Annotated in this window: 17 protein-coding genes; 4 read left to right on the top strand and 13 right to left on the bottom strand. The window is 36.2% G+C overall.

The features are described from left to right. Nucleotides 1–90 precede the first annotated feature (90 nt). The 3 genes from potA to RMR19_RS17350 are packed head-to-tail and all read left to right on the top strand — an operon-like array spanning nt 91 to nt 3834. Nucleotides 91–1164: a spermidine/putrescine ABC transporter ATP-binding protein gene (potA, locus tag RMR19_RS17360; protein WP_310604766.1), complete on the top strand. Its 1074-nt coding sequence runs from the start codon at nt 91–93 to the stop codon at nt 1162–1164. Next, nucleotides 1157–1972, top strand: coding sequence for an ABC transporter permease (locus RMR19_RS17355; protein WP_310604765.1), 816 nt, complete (start codon nt 1157–1159; stop codon nt 1970–1972). Before potA ends, RMR19_RS17355 begins: the two co-directional genes overlap by 8 nt. After that, a complete protein-coding gene (locus RMR19_RS17350; protein WP_310604764.1) occupies nt 1966–3834 on the top strand; it encodes an extracellular solute-binding protein in 1869 nt (622 codons plus the stop codon). The genes RMR19_RS17355 and RMR19_RS17350 overlap by 7 nt, the downstream gene beginning before the upstream one ends. A 163-nt stretch (nt 3835–3997) precedes the next feature. On the opposite strand, the gene RMR19_RS17345 is transcribed toward RMR19_RS17350, so the two are convergent. The 9 genes from RMR19_RS17345 to RMR19_RS17305 form a co-directional block, all read right to left on the bottom strand. Further along, complete coding sequence (locus RMR19_RS17345; RefSeq protein ID WP_310604763.1) at nt 3998–4600, bottom strand: hypothetical protein; 603 nt, start codon at nt 4598–4600, stop codon at nt 3998–4000. Nucleotides 4601–4715: 115 nt separating this feature from the next. Beyond that, on the bottom strand, nt 4716–5363 hold the full coding sequence (locus RMR19_RS17340) for a hypothetical protein (RefSeq protein WP_310604762.1): 648 nt from the start codon (nt 5361–5363) through the stop codon (nt 4716–4718). Next, nucleotides 5360–6130: an ABC transporter permease gene (locus tag RMR19_RS17335; protein ID WP_310604761.1), complete on the bottom strand. Its 771-nt coding sequence runs from the start codon at nt 6128–6130 to the stop codon at nt 5360–5362. The genes RMR19_RS17340 and RMR19_RS17335 overlap by 4 nt, the downstream gene beginning before the upstream one ends. Nucleotides 6131–6142: 12 nt before the next feature. Then, nucleotides 6143–6925: a hypothetical protein gene (locus RMR19_RS17330; protein ID WP_310604760.1), complete on the bottom strand. Its 783-nt coding sequence runs from the start codon at nt 6923–6925 to the stop codon at nt 6143–6145. A gap of 11 nt (nt 6926–6936) precedes the next feature. After that, complete coding sequence (locus RMR19_RS17325) at nt 6937–7839, bottom strand: ABC transporter ATP-binding protein (protein WP_310604759.1); 903 nt, start codon at nt 7837–7839, stop codon at nt 6937–6939. 196 nt (nt 7840–8035) lie between these two features. After that, a complete protein-coding gene (locus RMR19_RS17320; RefSeq protein WP_310604758.1) occupies nt 8036–8641 on the bottom strand; it encodes a response regulator transcription factor in 606 nt (201 codons plus the stop codon). Then, nucleotides 8638–10311 carry a sensor histidine kinase gene (locus RMR19_RS17315; RefSeq protein ID WP_310604757.1) on the bottom strand — a complete coding sequence of 558 codons (1674 nt, stop codon included), beginning with the start codon at nt 10309–10311 and terminating at the stop codon, nt 8638–8640. The genes RMR19_RS17320 and RMR19_RS17315 overlap by 4 nt, the downstream gene beginning before the upstream one ends. A gap of 112 nt (nt 10312–10423) precedes the next feature. Then, nucleotides 10424–11368 (bottom strand): helix-turn-helix transcriptional regulator, encoded by a 945-nt coding sequence (locus RMR19_RS17310; protein ID WP_310604756.1) that lies wholly within the window; start codon nt 11366–11368, stop codon nt 10424–10426. Between the two features lie 521 nt (nt 11369–11889). After that, nucleotides 11890–13107: an aminotransferase-like domain-containing protein gene (locus tag RMR19_RS17305; protein ID WP_310604755.1), complete on the bottom strand. Its 1218-nt coding sequence runs from the start codon at nt 13105–13107 to the stop codon at nt 11890–11892. Between the two features lie 511 nt (nt 13108–13618). On the opposite strand from RMR19_RS17305, the gene RMR19_RS17300 reads away from it, so the two are divergent. Further along, complete coding sequence (locus RMR19_RS17300) at nt 13619–15040, top strand: aminotransferase-like domain-containing protein (RefSeq protein WP_310604754.1); 1422 nt, start codon at nt 13619–13621, stop codon at nt 15038–15040. A gap of 132 nt (nt 15041–15172) precedes the next feature. On the opposite strand, the gene RMR19_RS17295 is transcribed toward RMR19_RS17300, so the two are convergent. The 4 genes from RMR19_RS17295 to RMR19_RS17280 form a co-directional block, all read right to left on the bottom strand. Next, nucleotides 15173–15622: a hypothetical protein gene (locus tag RMR19_RS17295; protein ID WP_310604753.1), complete on the bottom strand. Its 450-nt coding sequence runs from the start codon at nt 15620–15622 to the stop codon at nt 15173–15175. A gap of 176 nt (nt 15623–15798) precedes the next feature. Continuing rightward, the gene (locus RMR19_RS17290) at nt 15799–16755 is read right to left on the bottom strand and encodes a peptidase U32 family protein (protein ID WP_310604752.1); all 957 of its coding nucleotides are present in this window, start codon (nt 16753–16755) and stop codon (nt 15799–15801) included. Beyond that, nucleotides 16752–17591 (bottom strand): hypothetical protein, encoded by an 840-nt coding sequence (locus RMR19_RS17285; RefSeq protein WP_310604751.1) that lies wholly within the window; start codon nt 17589–17591, stop codon nt 16752–16754. Before RMR19_RS17285 ends, RMR19_RS17290 begins: the two co-directional genes overlap by 4 nt. Nucleotides 17592–17762: 171 nt before the next feature. Continuing rightward, the coding region (locus RMR19_RS17280; protein ID WP_310604750.1) for a radical SAM protein at nt 17763–18699 on the bottom strand (937 nt) is incomplete at its 5' end.

The following is an 18699-nucleotide window of genomic DNA, read 5'->3' as shown; positions in this document are numbered from 1 at the left end:
AAAACAAATTTTAAATATGAAAATCCTTATAGGTACTTGCGAAAATCCTAAATTACGAAAGGAGCCATGCCCTCTCTACGCATGGATATAGTGATGAATAAATTAATTGATTTACAAAACATAACAAAAGCATATGGCGATAATATCGTTCTTGACGATTTGAATCTCTATATTAAGGAAAATGAATTCCTTACTCTACTTGGTCCAAGTGGTTGCGGTAAAACAACAACATTACGTATTATCGGTGGATTTGAAAACCCTGATAGTGGCAATGTAATCTTTGATAACAAAAACATTACGAAACTACCACCAAACCAAAGACAGTTAAACACCGTATTTCAAAAATACGCATTATTTACACACATGACAATTGCTGAAAACATCGCATTTGGTCTTAAAATAAAAAAGAAAAGTAAAAGCTATATTGATGATAAAATTAAATATGCACTAAAACTCGTTAATCTTGATGGGTATGAAAACCGTAAACCTGACTCATTATCAGGTGGACAACAGCAACGTATTGCTATCGCTCGTGCTATTGTTAACGAACCAAAAGTTCTCCTTCTTGATGAGCCTCTTGGTGCTCTTGACTTAAAACTTCGTCAAGACATGCAATATGAATTAATTCGTCTCAAAAATGAATTAGGAATTACATTTATCTATGTAACTCACGACCAAGAAGAAGCTCTTACAATGTCTGATACCATCGTTGTTATGAATCAAGGTTACATTCAACAGATTGGTACTCCTGAAGATATCTATAATGAGCCAAAGAATGCTTTCGTTGCTGACTTTATCGGAGAAAGTAATATCCTTGCGGCAACAATGGTTCAAGATAAATTAGTTAATATTCTTGGAGCAAACTTCGAATGTGTCGATGTTGGCTTTGGAAAAAATACACCTGTTGACGTTGTGATTCGTCCTGAGGATATCGACTTAGTTGCTCCTGAGCAAGGAACTATTACAGGCCGTGTAACATCATTAATCTTCAAAGGTGTTCATTATGAGATGGAAGTGATGGCTAATGGTCATGAATGGCTTGTTCATAGTACAGATTTATCACCTGTTGGAAGTGAAGTTGGTATTCACGTTGACCCATTTGACATTCAGATTATGAATAAACCAGAATCTGATGATGAAGAGGCGGTGATTCTCGATGAATAAGAAGAAATTGCTTGCTACCCCATATATTCTCTGGATGGCAGCATTCATTATTATTCCACTTATTCTTGTTGTATATTATGGATTAACAAATGCCTCTGGTAGTTTTACATTCAATAATGTAAAAAACATCGCAAATCACGATAATATCAAAGCTCTTTTACTTTCCCTAGAGCTTTCCCTTATCAGTACAATCATCTGCCTTGTTCTTGCCTATCCACTTGCAATGATTCTATCTAAGATGCAGATGAATAGTAATAGTTTTATCGTACTCATCTTCATTCTTCCAATGTGGATGAACTTTTTACTGCGTACTCTTGCTTGGCAAACACTACTTGAAAAAAACGGTGTCATTAATACATTGCTTGGTTACCTTGGAATTCCTGGAATTGATATTATTAACACCCCAAGTGCAATTATCCTTGGTATGGTTTATAACTTCCTTCCCTTCATGGTATTGCCAATCTATAATACATTAATAAAATTAGATCAAAATGTTATTAACGCCGCAAGAGACCTTGGCGCAAATAGCACACAAACATTTACAAAGATTATCTTTCCTCTTAGCTTACCAGGGGTTGTTAGTGGTATTACCATGGTATTCGTTCCAGCGTTAACTACTTTCGTAATCTCTGATATCCTAGGCGGTGGCAAGATTCTCTTAATTGGAAATATTATCGAACAAGATTTTCGTTCCAGCCGCTGGAATGTAGGTTCAGGCCTATCGCTTGTCCTTATGGTATTCATCCTATTAAGTATGGCTATTCTTGCAAAATATGATAAAGATTCGGAGGGTACGAATCTATGGTAAAGAAATTATCACAAAAATTATATATTGGACTAATCTTTCTATTCCTCTATGCACCGATTATGGTTTTAATTGTACTTTCCTTTAACAAATCCAAATCACGTGCAAAATGGGGTGGATTCACATTACAATGGTATCAAGAGCTGTTTGCGAATCAACAAATTATGAATGCGCTTTATACAACGCTAGTACTTGCCCTTGTTTCAGCTTTAATTGCTACAATAATCGGTACTGCTGCTTCTATTGCTATGAACAGCATGAAACGTACCCCTCGAACGATATTAATGGGAATTACGAATATTCCAATGCTGAATGCCGATATCGTTACTGGTATCTCTTTAATGCTTATCTTCGTAGCAATTAACTATACACTTGGATTTACCAGCGTATTGATTGCGCACATTACGTTCAATATACCTTATGTTATCCTTAGCGTTATGCCAAAATTAAAGCAGACAAACAAAAGCACTTACGAAGCAGCACTTGACCTTGGTGCTTCCCACGCATATGCATTTCGTACCGTTATCCTTCCAGATATCTTCCCTGGAATTATGTCTGGTTTCCTATTAGCATTTACGATGTCACTGGATGACTTTGTAATTACGCATTTTACAAAAGGGCCGGGAGTTAACACGTTATCCACTAAGATTTATACAGAAGTTCGTAAAGGGATTAAGCCTGAAATGTATGCATTATCTACATTACTTTTCATCTCTGTTCTTACTTTATTAATCTTAATTAACCGTACTCCTTCTGAGGAATCACTAGAGAAAAAGAAACTAAAAAAAGTTTCTAATCCTAAATTACGTTTCCTTAAGCCTGCCTTTGCTCTTATCGTTGTTGTCGCTTTAGTAGTTGGCTCAATTGTAGGTATGAATTCTACCTCTGGCCCAAATACTCTTAATGTATACAACTGGGGCGAATATATTGACCCTGACGTTATCACGATGTTTGAAGAAGAAACAGGAATTAAAGTAATCTATGATGAATTCGAGATGAATGAAGAGATGTTTCCAAAAGTGGAAACTGGCGCTGTCAAATATGATGTTGTCTGCCCTTCCGATTATATGATTCAACGTATGATTGAAGCTGACCTACTTGCTGAAATTAACTTTGATAACATTCCTAACATTCAATATATTGGCAAGGATTATCTACAAAGTGCCGAGTCTTATGACCCAGGCAATCTGTACTCCGTTCCATATTGCTGGGGTACGGTAGGTATTCTATATAATAAGACAATGGTTGATGAACCGATTGATTCTTGGAGTTCTATTTTTGATGAAAAATACAAGAACAACATTCTAATGATTAACAGTGTCCGTGATGCAATGGGTATTTCCCTAAAATATCTTGGCTACTCACTTAATTCAACTGACAAAACAGAACTCGAAGAAGCTACGAAACTTCTAATCGCACAAAAACCACTTGTTCAATCCTATGTAGTTGACCAAGTTCGTGATAAAATGATTGGTAACAATGCTGCGATTGGTATTATCTATTCTGGTGAGGCAATCTATACGAAACGTGAAAACCCCGACCTTGAATATGTCGTACCTAAAGAAGGTTCAAACATCTGGATTGATGGTTGGGTAATTCCTAAGAACAGCGAAAACAAAGAGAATGCGGAGAAGTTTATCAACTTCCTATGCCGTCCTGACATCGCACTGCTAAACTTTGAATATATCACCTATTCAACACCGAATACGGCTGCTAGGGACTTAATTGAAGATGATGATATTCGTAATAGTACAATCGCCTTCCCTGACAGTGAAACAATCAATAATTGTGAAACATTCCAGTATCTTGGTGATGATATGACTGCTTATTATGATGATAAGTGGCGTGAGGTATTGTCGAAGTAAGGTTTTTAGCATTTCTTGATTTTAGATAAAACCTTTATAAAACATAAGCCACATAGATAGAATAATTTTTAATTCTAGTCTATGTGGCTTATATTATTGTACATTATATCAAACGACCTTCTTCAACGTACTTATTAGACACTCGAAAACATATATTTTGACTTTACCAGTCGCTCGCCCGTTCATAAAATATGGCTTCAACTCCCTCTTCTCCATTTCTTGCATGAATTGTAAGTTTTGTTTCTTTTTCTTCATCTAGGTACACTCTTATTATCAATATTTCTCCTCCTAGAAGAGGATGATTCTCCTCTTCTACTTCGTACACATATCCCGCTTTATTCAATATCTCTATCACAGATTCCTTATACATAGTAAGCTTAATCCCCAAGAATGAATAACCTGGTACTTCTGTCGAAAAATTAATACTTTGAACCTTGTCCTTATAAAAATAAACACTAAATATATCATAATCGTATTCCTTATACCCACTATATTCCTCATATACAGTATTGTCTGATTCTTCCAAACGTTCTATCTCTAATCCCGTCTTATCTAAAAACTCTTGCTTATCACAATCAATATAATCATACAAATCTATAATTCCTTCTTCAGCCTCTTCGGTTTCCTCCACTACTTCCTCTATCTCTTCTTCAATTCCTACTGGTTGCTTCTCTTTAACCATATCTTCATCTTCTTTTTTAGAATCACACGCATTTCCCGCCAATACCAAGCATAATAGAAATGCAAGTAATAGATTTTTTTTCATCAACACTACTCCTCTACAAACACATTTACCCTATTCTCCTTAGAGTGGATGATTGTAAACTTCATACTCAGGTATATGCTTTACACGCTTCAATTCAAGATACATCTCTAGAATATCAACGTTTTGCATCAAAACTGCATCGCACTTTCCTCCCCACAACACTTAATCCCAACGCAACAAAGAAAGTTAATACATTCCCAATCAATTCCGTAGTCGAATCTGCTTTCTGTATTCCAACATATAATTCAGAATGTAAAACCTCGTTATCCGTTTCCTCACCTTTTTTCGCTGTCTCATCAGAAGCATTCCCATTAATTGAATCTTCTCCTCCATAGATTTCTTCCCCATCGGAAATCAATCCCTGTTCTAGCATATATTCATAGGCTTTTTTATCAAGTTCGTCATAAAGTTCATTCATTAATTCCTCATCTGCACTACTACTCAAACTAGCTTTTTCCTCATCTACTACAACACTCTCCATACTATCTCCAGCGATTAGAATGGGTAGCTGTCCTGCCCCATAGGAAATCAAGGTTAGTACAAGGGCAATACCAATACTCCTCTTCCAGTTCCATCTCATGTGATAACCTATGATAAATGCAACAATTGCGATGCAAACCATTGGTACAACTAATACAAGTGCCGTAAATAACTTTAGATTCTCTATACAGAACGTAACTGCAAGGTAATTTACAAGTAACAAAACACTCGCAGTTATCACCATAGTTACTACTACAAACAAACATTTCTTCTTATTCTTCATCGTAAATCCATCCTTTCAAACTTTCGTGCAGTAATTCCTACACAAACCATCGTGACAAGTAAATATAATAGACATAGCCCACCTGCTATAAGTGGACTAATCATTCCATAATCAAGCAGATTCCCCACATAAGCTGGTACTAAATATTGAACAATAGGGAAAAACTGCATAATCAGTAGCAAGGTTGATGTGCCTACCGCAAGCATAAAGCAAATTCCTGTTTTAAAGCGAAGGGAGCAAAGAAACAGAATTCCCACTGTCACCAAGGTATCCATAAGAGTAAATAAACCACTCATAATAAATCTCCCAACGCCATATGCCTGTATTGCCTCAGAAATCCATTCTCCCGTTCCATACGAAGTATGAACAACAAATCCATAATAGCAACACAGCGCAAATACAAGATACACCACATAGCAAAGCATCATATACAAGAACAAAACAATAACCTTTGCGTATACAAGCTTTGTTCTTGAACATTGCCGTAAAACAGCCATCTTGATTTGCCCTTTATCGATTTCAGAGGAAAACGAATTGACAACAACAAGAGAAAACAACACTTGAAAAAGCCCAGTCATACCAAGTAGACTCCATTGTCCAAATGCAAAATCCATAGCTCCTGATGGTGTCATCTGCAAAAGTGGAGCATCTGTCAACACAGAATACGTATAGAATATAGGGATGAATAGTACCGCTAACACAATGAATGAAAGTGGTTTTTTCAGCAACTTCTTAAATTCAACCTTTACAATCGAATACAAATGCATTCCAATATCCTCCTAATCCTTAATATCATTTTTCCCAAAAATTACACAGGAAACGCCAAGAAACAGCACAAGATAGCTCACATATAAACAAGCATAGGGTAGCGTGTTTCTTATCATCTCTACATTCTCTAACACAACTCCCGGCATATTATATGGTATTAGTAATTTTACTTTCTCTATAAAATCTGTATACAAGCTTGCAAACCAAACGATATAAGACATTGCGAAACATGGAAATGTTTTTATCTTTGTTCCAAGTAAAAATGTAGTTGCTATCGCTGTAGCTATGCCAAGTATCATAAACCCAACATATCTCATGTGTACTGCTATTAATCCATCATAGAGAACTCCACTTGCAAATTTTGTATTCCTTACAAAAACAGCATAGATAAGCAATGACCAAAGTAGTGATAAGATAATTACTCCATACACAAGTATTAGCAAGGCAACAAACTTTGCTATTAAAATCTTGCGTCTATTACAAATTCGAATAATCTCTGACTTTATCTGTCCATTCTCCAGTTCACCAGCCAATGAAAATGCTGCCAAAATGATGATGACAAGAAAGATAATATACTTACTCTGTTCTAGCATATCAACTGCAAATCCCATTCCCGACAAAGACATTTCCACAGCATTAACACCACTACTGCCATCCGAAACAAAAAAAGATAACCCCATCGACATTCCTACCCCAAATAAAATAGCTGGAATGAGAAACAGTAACAGAAGTAATGATAATTTTTTATGATACAATTTCGCAAGTTCAACTTTTACAACAGCTAAAAATGACATCACAACCTCCTTTATGCAAACAATGTTTCTAGTGGTCTATCCTCACGGAGAATTTCACAAATAGTAAATCCATTTTCCTGTAGATACCGAAGTACCAAATCAAGTGTCTTTTCTCCGTGGGAAAGAATGAGCTGATTCTCGCTTTTTTCATATACTTCACAACACTTTGCATGCAATTCACTTAGCATTTTTGTTGGAATCGGTCTGTCTGTAATAATACGATACTCCTTATTCTGACGAGCCAAATCCTCATATGTTCCAAAATATTTTACATGACCATCTTCAATAACAATTAAATCCTCTGATAATTCCTCAACCTCTGCAAGTTGATGACTAGAGAAAATAATAGAAGCCTGCTTCTTTCTACAAAGCTCCGTTAGTTTTTCTTTAACAAGCTCTATTCCCAATGGATCAAGCCCAACAAATGGTTCATCTAAAATCAACAGTTTTGGCTCATTCATTAACGCTTGTGCCAACGCTAACCGTTGCTTCATACCAAAGGAAAACCCTTTTACCTTCTCCTTAACGTTTTTCTCCAATCCTACAAACTCCAATAGTTCCATGATGTCTTTCTTCATATGCCTGTTGTCCCTATGAGGTGTCGCCATCATTAGAATTTTCAGATTATCAAGGGCTGTCATATCTTCAAAAAATGCCGTATCTACTAATACACCAATACGATTCATAGCATAAGTATCCCTTATGCTAAGTTTTTTTCCTTCAAAATACACTTCGCCCGAATGTTGCAACAATCCAAGAATTGATTTAATCATTGTTGTTTTTCCAGAACCATTCTTTCCAAGCAACCCAATAATCTCTCCTTGCTTTACTTCAAAATTAATATCCTTCAATACTTCATGACGTCCAAACGCCTTTTGTAAATGCTTAACTTCCAATATATTTTGTGATGACATCTCCTTCTCCTCCATTCCATTATCCGATATACAACATTTTATAGGATTGCAAAAGCATGCCAAGTGCAACAATCCATATGTCTGTTGAAGGGCGCAAGCCTCAAATAAGCTTTACAGCCATATTATAATTTCACTTTTCCCAAATAAAAATAGGACTTCTGAGCATATAACTTACCCAAAAGTCCTATTTACAATCCTATACGGAACTACTATCAATCAGTCCAAGTTCAACCCCTTTTAAGACAGCTCCAATCCTTGATCGTACATTCAATTTTCTTAATATAACCGTAATGTGGTTTGCCACTGTTTTCTCTGATATGCAAAGCGCCGTTGCTATTTCCTTCCTTGTCAAATCATCTCCCAAAAGTTTTAACACCTTGGCTTCCGTATCGGTTAGTTTTTCTTCAAAATAATTATCTGTCGGAAAAACAGTTGCTGATTCCAAACAAACCTTACGAATTGTAGAGGCAAGCGACTCAATTGGCTCTTCCTTTGATGCAAATGCATCTGCCTTACTGTTTTTCGCTAACTGCCCCATATTATATCCTGACATAAGAACGATCTTTATTTCTGGAAATTGGCTTTTAATTTCTTCTGTCATCTTGATACCATTATGTATTCCCATACGAATATCCATCAGTATTACATCTGGCGTATGTTTCGACAACTTATCTATCACCTGTTCAGGAACTGTTACTACCTCTGTCACCTGAAAGTCCTGCTGTTCCTTTAATTCCATTGCTAAACCTGTTGCTACCATGGAATGGTCATCTACCACCATCAACTTTATTCTATGTGTCAATTTTCTAATCCCCCTATTTTCGGAAAGTAAATGGTATAACTTGTGCCACTATGAGAGTTGGATTCAAAATTCATCTTTCCTTGCAAGCTTGCAATCTGCCTTTTCACTGTATACAATCCCATGTGTGGCGACTTTAATAAATCACCATTTTGAGGAATCCCAAAGCCATTCCCATTATCTTGTATCTGGACGCAATAGCCATTCTCATCCTCACTAAGCGTAAGATGGATCTTTGTTCCACCAGAATGTTTTACCGCATTTGTCACTAATTCCTTCGCTACGCGATAGAAGGTAAGCGCAAACTGTTTCGGCAAAATGCCTTCTGTCAACATATACTGAAACGTTACTTTAATCGTTGGATTATTCTTTTCTAACTCCTCAACAAAACTGTACAAACTTTGCTCTAATCCTAGATCCTCCACCATCGTAGGATACAACGTATGACTTACTTGTCGTATCTGCGAAATAAGACTTTGCAAAGCTGTTTTCATATCCTGATACCGTCCTGTTTGGTCAGACTGCACTTGTCTATAAAATGCAATCAATGATTGAAGAACTTCATCATGCAAATACGAGGACAATTCCTGCTTTTCCTTATCGATCTCTTCAATCAATCTCCACTCATATGTCTGCGCCTCTATACTCTGTCTTGGTGTGAAAAACATTTTTATCCACAGTAACATCGGACATGCCAGCAATACATCAACAGCAAGCAATAACCACAGCGAACAATTTGCATAAGTAAAGAGCAATGCATCGATACATCCAAAGTACAATGGCGTTAGAATAAAGTAACCGACTTTTAGTCGAATATCAGAAAGGGCAAATTCTCTATGTAGCAACATGAATATCATGGAAATACTTATTCCCGAAAATAGTAACAATGACAAAGAGGAATCCACTGTTTCCGAAGCTGTCATTGCGACTTCCATAACCATTTCCTTTTGCGGTTGCCCTGTCTGCACCACATAGACATTCGGAAGCGCATAAGCAATCAGAAACAAAACTCCACCAATACCAATCCCTAACAGAAGTATCTTACTCTGCTTTCTCGCATAGGAATTGCTACTCTTATAATTTACACTCATAACAATTATGCACAGCAAAGCTGATAATAGAATGCTACTCTTGACGCTTTCTTCTGCTATTATATAGATCCATACATTTTCTAATGGAAAAAACGAGAGGATTTGAGCTACTGTAGCAATTATCGTAACTATCATTAATACTATCTGCAATACTTGAAACAGCTTTTTCTTCACAAGTAAAGTCATATACCCAACAACCCAAAACAGAAGCACAGCACTTGCTAATATTAGAACAGAACGAAGAAATCGAATAGAGACTTCACCCAACTGATTACACGGTGCAAGTGCAATTGCTACACCAAGCAATAGCACATAGACTGCGAACAATTTTCCTGTCTTATATTGATATAATTGCAAAAATGAAAAGCACGATACCCCTAACAGTACGATTCCTATTAGCAAGAATACCAAGCTATCTACTGGTACTACTGTTACAATTCCCAGCTGTTGATACGATTGAAACATTCGAAAATCAACTAGCAAGAGGCATATGAGTAGAGTAAGAAAAGCAAGAACTATTATGAATCTATGCTTTTTAAATGAACTATTCTTTTTTTGTTCTTGCCTATTCTTACTACTCATATAAAGTCCCTCAATTCTTGTTATATTAATTATTTTTCCATCTATTCCAAGTAGGTACAATTTGTACCCTACTTGAAACACTTGCACTAGATGCTACAATATTCCAAACTTATTACTTATACGCTTCCAACGTATCTAACAAAATATTTTGAATTCTCTCCCTCACATATTCTGGCTCAATTACCGTTGCATATTTTCCATAAGACAGAATCATTCCATATGCCCAGTCATCAAGAACACAGCTTAACGTTACTATAAAGTCACCATTCTCCTGTTTTACGATACGTTCAACATCAAAATTGTCGTAGACACGATATCCCTGCGACTGCGCGATTCGTAGTGTCACTATTTCACATACTTCTCTAACTTCTTCAATCTGTTCATGCTCATTCCCATTCGCTACAGAAGCTTCCTCCATCTCTTCTCCTTCAAGAAGAAGAATCCTTTGACTATATTCCTGTTCAAACGATTCTTCCAAAACAACAGCATCATGCATACGGTTTAGCTTAAAAACACGCAATCCCTCTTTCACCACGCAATAGGCTCTCAAGTACCATGTGTACTCCTTAAACCATAACTGTAATGGTTCAACGACACGATTCGTAATTTCTCCACTTCGATTATAGTATTCAAATTGAACTCTTTTTCGATGAATAATTGCTTGTTTAAGACTTACATATAACTCTTGCCTTTGATTACTCCAATCTGAGAAGTCAATCGCAAGCCATTTCGGTTGTCCCATCTGAAACACGCTGCTTAACTTAGACAACGTAGCCTCGGAACTTCCCCTCTCAACTTCCCTCAGACTCTCTAAGGCAGCAAGAATCTCTCTCTGCTCTTCCTCTGAAACGATACTCTTATCAAAGATAAAGTTATCTAACAGACAAATACCACCATAACGCCCCTTCTTCGCATAAACAGGCACACCAGCCAGACTCAACGCATCAATGTCTCTATAAATCGTACGCACAGAAACCTCAAACCGCTTTGCAAGTTCCTTCGCCGTAACATTTCGTCTCTGCAGTAATATGTATAAAATCTCAAACAAGCGGTTCATATTATTTCCTTTCTTGATACTCCTTTTGAGGATTATCATTGCATGATTTGAGGGGCAAAAGGTTCAATATAATATCACCAATGAATACTTGGTAATATTTATTCATTCTTCAATTTACCTGTACTTGTGTATCAATAAATGATGTTATGCAAAACTTAGTTCCCTATTCTCGCTTATTCGCTAGTGTACTCTAATAAAAAAACGATAGCGAAGCATCTATAGCACTTCTTAGTGTGTACATTCGTAACCTAGGAAGGCGAGGCATGGACGCCGAGCCAACCTGAGCTGAGGCAGGATGCCGAATCGAAGGTGTTTCCGTGACTTTTCAACATTCTGCCTGTACACACTTAGAAGTCCTTAGATGTGTAGCGTGTTTTGTATTAGAGTACACTAACGAAGAAGTGATTAATATGTATACCGTTTTGCATTGAAAACCCCCAATACACAAGTACCTCAATTACCTTCAAATGAATAAATATTTCCTAGTATTCATCTGAAAGAGCTAATAAACCTTTTGCCCCTCAAATCGCACACCTACTAATTGCTCTACCTAGTCTTTTTATTCCTTCTTCTATCATAGTAGCATCCGAATTCGTATAATTCAATCGCAATGTATTTACTTCGCCTTCTTCTGTATAGAATGGATTCCCTGGTACAAACGCAACATTTTCTTTCAATGCCATCTCAAAAAGCACAGCACTCGACATACCTTTTGGTAACTCTGCCCACATAAACATGCCACCTTTTGGTATTGTTACTTTCACTTCCTTTGGAAAATACTTCTCTGTTGCAAGCAACATTGCATCACTCTGCTGCTTATACAGCTTGCGAATCGCATCAATATGTTTTCCCAAATCATTATGTATCAGATAATCATAAATTAAATATTGGGAAAAAATATTACTATGCAAATCCGATGCCTGCTTCGCTACGATTACTTGCTTTAATATCTCAGCATTTTTCGTACAGATCCATCCCAAACGAAGACCGGGTGTTATTATCTTTGAAATAGAACCAAACAATACACTATTCACAAGCTTCTCCGCTCCGATATATGGTAACGACTCTTGCTCAAAAGCTAAATCACTATAAGGGTCATCTTCAATAAGTACGGTATGATACCGCTCAAGAAGTGCACACAATTTTTCTCTCTTCTCTTTCGAATAGGTAAGACCTGTAGGATTCTGAAAATTAGGAACTGTATACAGTAATTTCACCTCATTGTTTTCAAGCGTTTCCTCCAACAGTTCTAAATCAATCCCATCTTCTAATAATGGTATTGCTAAAAATTCTGGCTCATATAGGGAAAATGCTTGAATCGCTCCAAGATATCCCGGCTTCTCTATACATACTTTGTCTCCCTTATTAATAAGAATTTTCCCCATCAAATCAAGCCCTTGTTGAGAGCCTGTTGTAATAATAATATCATCTGCATCTACTGACAAATGGTATTGCTCCTTATATCGATTCGCAATCCACTCACGTAACGGACGAAACCCTTCTGTCGTTGAATACTGAAATACCTTATCACCATACTGTTCTACAATTCGATTCATAGACTCCTTTAACTCTTCCTTAGGAAACGAAATCGGATTAGGTAAACCACCCGCAAACGAAATCGTCTCTGGATTTTCTGTCACCTTTAATATCTCACGGATAAACGATGGTTTCGTATTACGCATACGGTCGGATATGATGGAATAGTCCTCCGAATAATTTGTTGTAGCTTCTCTTTTCATATTGGATTTCCCCTTTCTTATTACAATTTTCCCAATTATAGCATTGTAATTGTTCGGCTTCAACATTATAATTGTATGCAAGACAATTCAGTATATTGTTCGAACAACTACTAAATACATATCTTATTTATTTGTTCGATACATTTCCTGTACTTGTGTATCAACAACATAAATATGCAAAACTTCGTAACCTATCCTTGCTTATTCGCTACTGTACTATAGCTAAAAAACAATAGCGAAACACCTATAGTACTTCTTAGCGTGTACATTCGTAACCTAGGAAGGTGAGGCATGGACGCCGAGCCAGCCTGAGCTGAGGCAGGATGCCGAATCGAGGGCGTTTCCGTAACTTTTCAGCATTCTACTCGTACACACTTAGAAGTACTTAGGTATGTAGCGTGTTTTGTGCTATCGTACAGTAGCGAATAAGCTATGAAAATATGTAAAGTTTTGCATTGTAAGCCAAACATACGCAAGTACACAACGAATAAATTACGAAAGGAGACTACACATGCCTGTTAATTCATTTGACGACTATCCTATGAGTTGGAAACCAACTCTATCAAAAACCAAACAGCCAATCTACCAAGCATTAGTAGCCCAGTTAGAAGCAGATATCAAAGATGGTACTCTACAGCCCGGAACAATGTTGCCACCTCAGCGTGAACTTGCCGATTACCTCGATATCAATCTCAGCACAATATCAAGAGCGTTCAAACTATGTGAGCAAAAAGGTCTGTTATCTGCTTCCGTTGGTAGAGGAACCTTCGTATCTTCTGGCGTTCGAAGTAACTCAATTTTACTTAATGGGATTAACGATATGCCTACAAACGAATCTATTATTGAGATGGGAGCAATCCTTCCAACACAGGAAGAAGGCGAAATCATCACTTCCTATATGCAGACACTATTAAAAGAACCTAACTCTTATCAACATCTAAATTACAGTGCGCCTATGGGGTCTGCTTTTCAGCAAGAATGCGCCAGAGAATGGTTACAAAAAAGTCTATGCCAAGTAGAGTCTGAGCAAATCGTATTTACAAATGGATCACAAAATGCCTTATGTAGTATTCTCTCCTCTTTCTTTCATACAGGAGACAAAATTGCTACAACTTCCCTTGTCTATCCTGGTATAAAAACAGTTGCTATGATGCTTGGTATTCAACTCGTGCCAATTCCACTTACTATGGATACATTTACAATCCATGATTTGAGAAATCTATATAAAACAGAGAATATTAAAGGGTTATACCTTATACCCGACTATCATAATCCAACCACGAACACAATGTCACTTGCTCTGCGAGAAGAAATAGCTTCCTTTGCAAAGGAAAAGAATATCCTAATCATAGAAGATGCCATTAACACCTTACTTAAAGAAGATTCCTCTATTCTTCCACCAATACAAGCCTTTGCACCTAAGCATACGATTTATATAATGAGTTTATCCAAAACGATTTCTCCTGGTCTTAGAATTGCTATCGTTGCAGCACCAAAACAATATTGCAAAAAGCTTGCTGTAGCTATCTACAACAACACCATTGCCGTCTCATCACTTATGGTGGAATGTTCAGCGAGATTGATTCATTCTGGACTTGCAGAAACGATACGCATAAAGCGTAGAGAAGAAATCGTCAAAAGAAATGAATTAGCTGATACTTTGCTTGCTGGCTTTATTACCCCATGTGAAAAGGAATGTAATCTTCGATTTCTAAGTCTTCCCGAGTATTTCACAGGAACAAGTTTTGAACTATGTGCAAGACAGGCTGGTGTCCAAGTCTATGCTGCAGAACGTTTTGCCATTGGCAACTGCCATGTTCCACCTGCCGTTCGAATCGCAATTACTAGTCCGAAATCGATTGCAGAGTGTAGAGATGGACTTTTGCGACTTCAAGCACTTCTTAACCGTACGAATGATTTTACCTATCTATAAAACAATAAAGGTCTGTTACACGAACATTTCCCATAACAATTAGGAAACTCTCATGTAACAGACCTTTATTTATGCATATTCCTACACACATACTAGCGATACAACTCTAGAAAGTCACAAAGACCATTTCTATTATTGTACATTATACTCTTCTATCATAGTATTCACAGCAGTATAGATTACGTCTACTAAATCTTTTTTTGTATACGTTTTTTCTGCATTTTTAGATACCCAGCCATTAACTTCTTCTGTGAAATACACTATTGTATCATACTCTTTACTTGCAACTACAGCATTTTCCTTGTTCGTATTAACATTTGCAAAGAATACAACTTCACCATTTAATGCGTAAGCACCTGCATTTAGTAATTCAGAACCTGAAGGTACAACTTCCTCCTTCGTAGTAATGAATTCACCAACTTGTTTTTTTGTAATGGCTTTGATATTGCATGTTTCTTTCTTTGTTACTTTAGTTTCAACTTTAACTGCTGTTTTTGCTTCGTTTTTCTTGTCTGTACTTGCTAAAGCAACATTCACCATTTTCTTCTTGTTGAGAGACTTTTTCAACTGTCTTTTGTTCATACTTCACTTTCCTCCCAGTGACCATTCAGTCAACATTTGTCTTTCGTTGATACGTTATCAACTTCACAATATTTATTATGTGGTGTGCATTTACATAACAATATACTATATTAGCATATGTTGTTAATATTTGTCCACATAATTTTGTGCTTTGACATCTCGGAGATAACGTGAAGTTAAAAACGCATCTCTGGATAATAACATGATAGTCCCAATTTACACATTGTGCGACTCTCTTCTGGTAATTGCATACGCTTTAGATATTCCTCTTGTGACTTACAACTCTGTGCAATCTCAATATTCTGCTTTACATAGCGAATATCATTACAAACATTTTTCCATTCATCAGTACGTCCAACAATTTTGCATGCCGCAATATTCATCTTAATAAAACGATAGATGGAACATAATCCACATGCGTATTCATGAAATGCCTTTGTATAGATGATATCGTTCAACTCAACTCGATGTCTCTTTTGAAAATCATCATCTTTAATTTTAATTTGACTTGATGCATTAATTAAGCTTCCGCAAATGGAACATGACTCCGTTCTGTGCATTCCCAAACAATTCGCATCGGAAAACATACAACCGTTACGCATCATGAAAACTTCATATTCTACCTCTTGCACTTCATTTACAATCATTTCAATCTCATCAACAGACATATCTCTTGGAATAATAATCCGCTTAGCACCTTTGTCTCTATAAAAACTGGCTATCTGCATATTATATACTCCCGCAATTGTACTTACTACAATAGGTATCTCTAGCTTATTCGCAATCTCTACTAATTCAATACAAGATACAATTACACCATCTACGTTGTTCTCTTTCAGAATAACCATATATTTTTTAATTTCATCTAATTGTTCTTCCGAATAGATACTAGAATTAAATGTCACATAAACCAACTGCCCTTTTTCCCTAATACATTTTATAATCTCAATAACTTCTTCTAGTGAAAATGGATTTGCATTCTCCTTAAATCCAGACATTCGATTGATATCTGCAAAATCTCCAAACTTATTTGTCCACTGCTCATCATAGAATCCAATATAGAATTCCCCTGCTCCAGACGCAATATAATCATCTACGTGCTCCATACTATTAAGTGGAACTAATATTCTCAACTTAATCCCTCCCATTCTACTGGAAAATATATCGCTCGATATTTGTTTATTCCTTCTATTTGGCATTCTCTATTCTCAAAGAAAAGTCCTCTTCCTACACGAATCCATTCCCTATTATCTCGTAAATCATATCGAATAATTGTTTCCTGACATTCCTTCGCACAAGGTTGGTTTGGTCGAAACTTCTTCTCAACCTCCTTATTAATAGAGGCATATTCGCAAATCTGTCCTACCGTCATGTAGCAATATGGTGTATGCAGCCCAATTAAAATTCCTGATGGCTTGCTCTCAAAATTAATTATCAAATGCGTTAAATCAAACTCCATTCCATCAATTTGATATTCTCTTATCAGACGAGATAGATACTTTGTGAATATCTTTGGTCTTAGTTCACTTTTAAAATATACTGGATATCTAGGATCACGATAGTCCTTCATAAACAATCTTCCCATATTTAATCGAACATCATAAGTTTCATGAATATATGCAAGCATTCCATAATCATTTACTGTAATTTCGTCCATGCAATTTTCAAAGTAATCACAATAACGTTCTATCTTATTAAGTACATTCTCAAGCTCTTTTTGAGCTATTATCGGAATTACTAATGTAAGGCGCATCTCCATACTCTTTGCATAGGTAACAATCTCATCAATTAGATTATCGTCCATGTGTAGAAAATATTGCGCACAAAAATAAGAGCCGATATAGATTCGCTCAACATGTTCATATCCTGCAACACTTGCAGTTCTTTTAATGATGTCATCTATCGTCTCTTCTTCTTGTTTTAGATAATTCAGTATATCGCAAAAATTTAAGCAAGATATCTGTTCCATATATGTCCCCTTTCCTTTTAAGTTGAGTCTCGTTTCCTAACATATTTCAGAGAATACTTGAACATGATTGAAAATCCATTGTGATTTTAATCATGTTCTCAACTTAATCTAAAAATAAAACTTCTCAATAAGACATATATTTACCAGATTTTCTAAATACTATTCATACTACTAGTTAGATAACTCCCTTATATATCGATCCACCGTAATATCAACCTCAACAATTGCCGTTTTTGCTTCTTCCAAAGTTGCTTGTTCTGCTTTTTTTAGTAATTCAATATAATCCATTAACTTTTCATCAATCGGAACTCGAATACTCTCATACGCTTTCCCAAATGTATATGGATTCTCCATATTACAAGAAAAACTAATATCTCCATCTGGTCTTACTGCAATAAATCCATAACACATGGAATACAGTTTCTCTTCCTTATAATCTTCAATCATCGCATAGACTTGTTCATAATTTTGAATATTACAATCCTCAATCCTATCCGGATACATCTTCTGCAACTGCGAAACTCTTTTATGAAATTCTCCAAACTCTTCTTGCGGCACTAGCAAGTGCTTATTTTCTTCCATCTCTTTATCTGATTTTACTCCAAGTGTTCCAATTGGCGTAAACTTCACAATACAATTTTCTATTTCCATTAATTTCTCTGCAATCTGCTCCATATCATCAACAAAATCCTTCGCTAATGTTACCTGCACATAGGTAGAAACTCCCTTCTTCTCAAAGAAAGAAAGTGCCTCGAATACGTTATCATAACTGTCTTTTTCTGCAATACTCCTATGCTTTGCTACATCTGCCCCTAAGATACTTGTAAAATACAAATCCAAGCACGTATACGTTTCTAACTTCTCTAGCCTTTTAGGTGTCATTGCCAAACTATTCGAAGCAAAACTAAATGGTATCTCCAATGATTCAATATAATCTAGTATTTCAAATATATCAGTTCTCATTATAGGTTCACCACCTGTTATAATAAGATATCTTCCATCTTGTTCTTTGAATTCTTTTATTATCTTTTTAATTTGTTCTGTTGACATCTCTGCAACATCATTATGCACACCACCATCTAAATAACAATGTTTACAATGTTGATTG

Source organism: Anaerosporobacter sp. (genome assembly GCF_031551385.1).
In the GTDB taxonomy this organism is placed as follows: Bacteria; Bacillota; Clostridia; order Lachnospirales; family Lachnospiraceae; genus Anaerosporobacter.
This window is presented reverse-complemented; position numbering and strand designations above follow the sequence as displayed.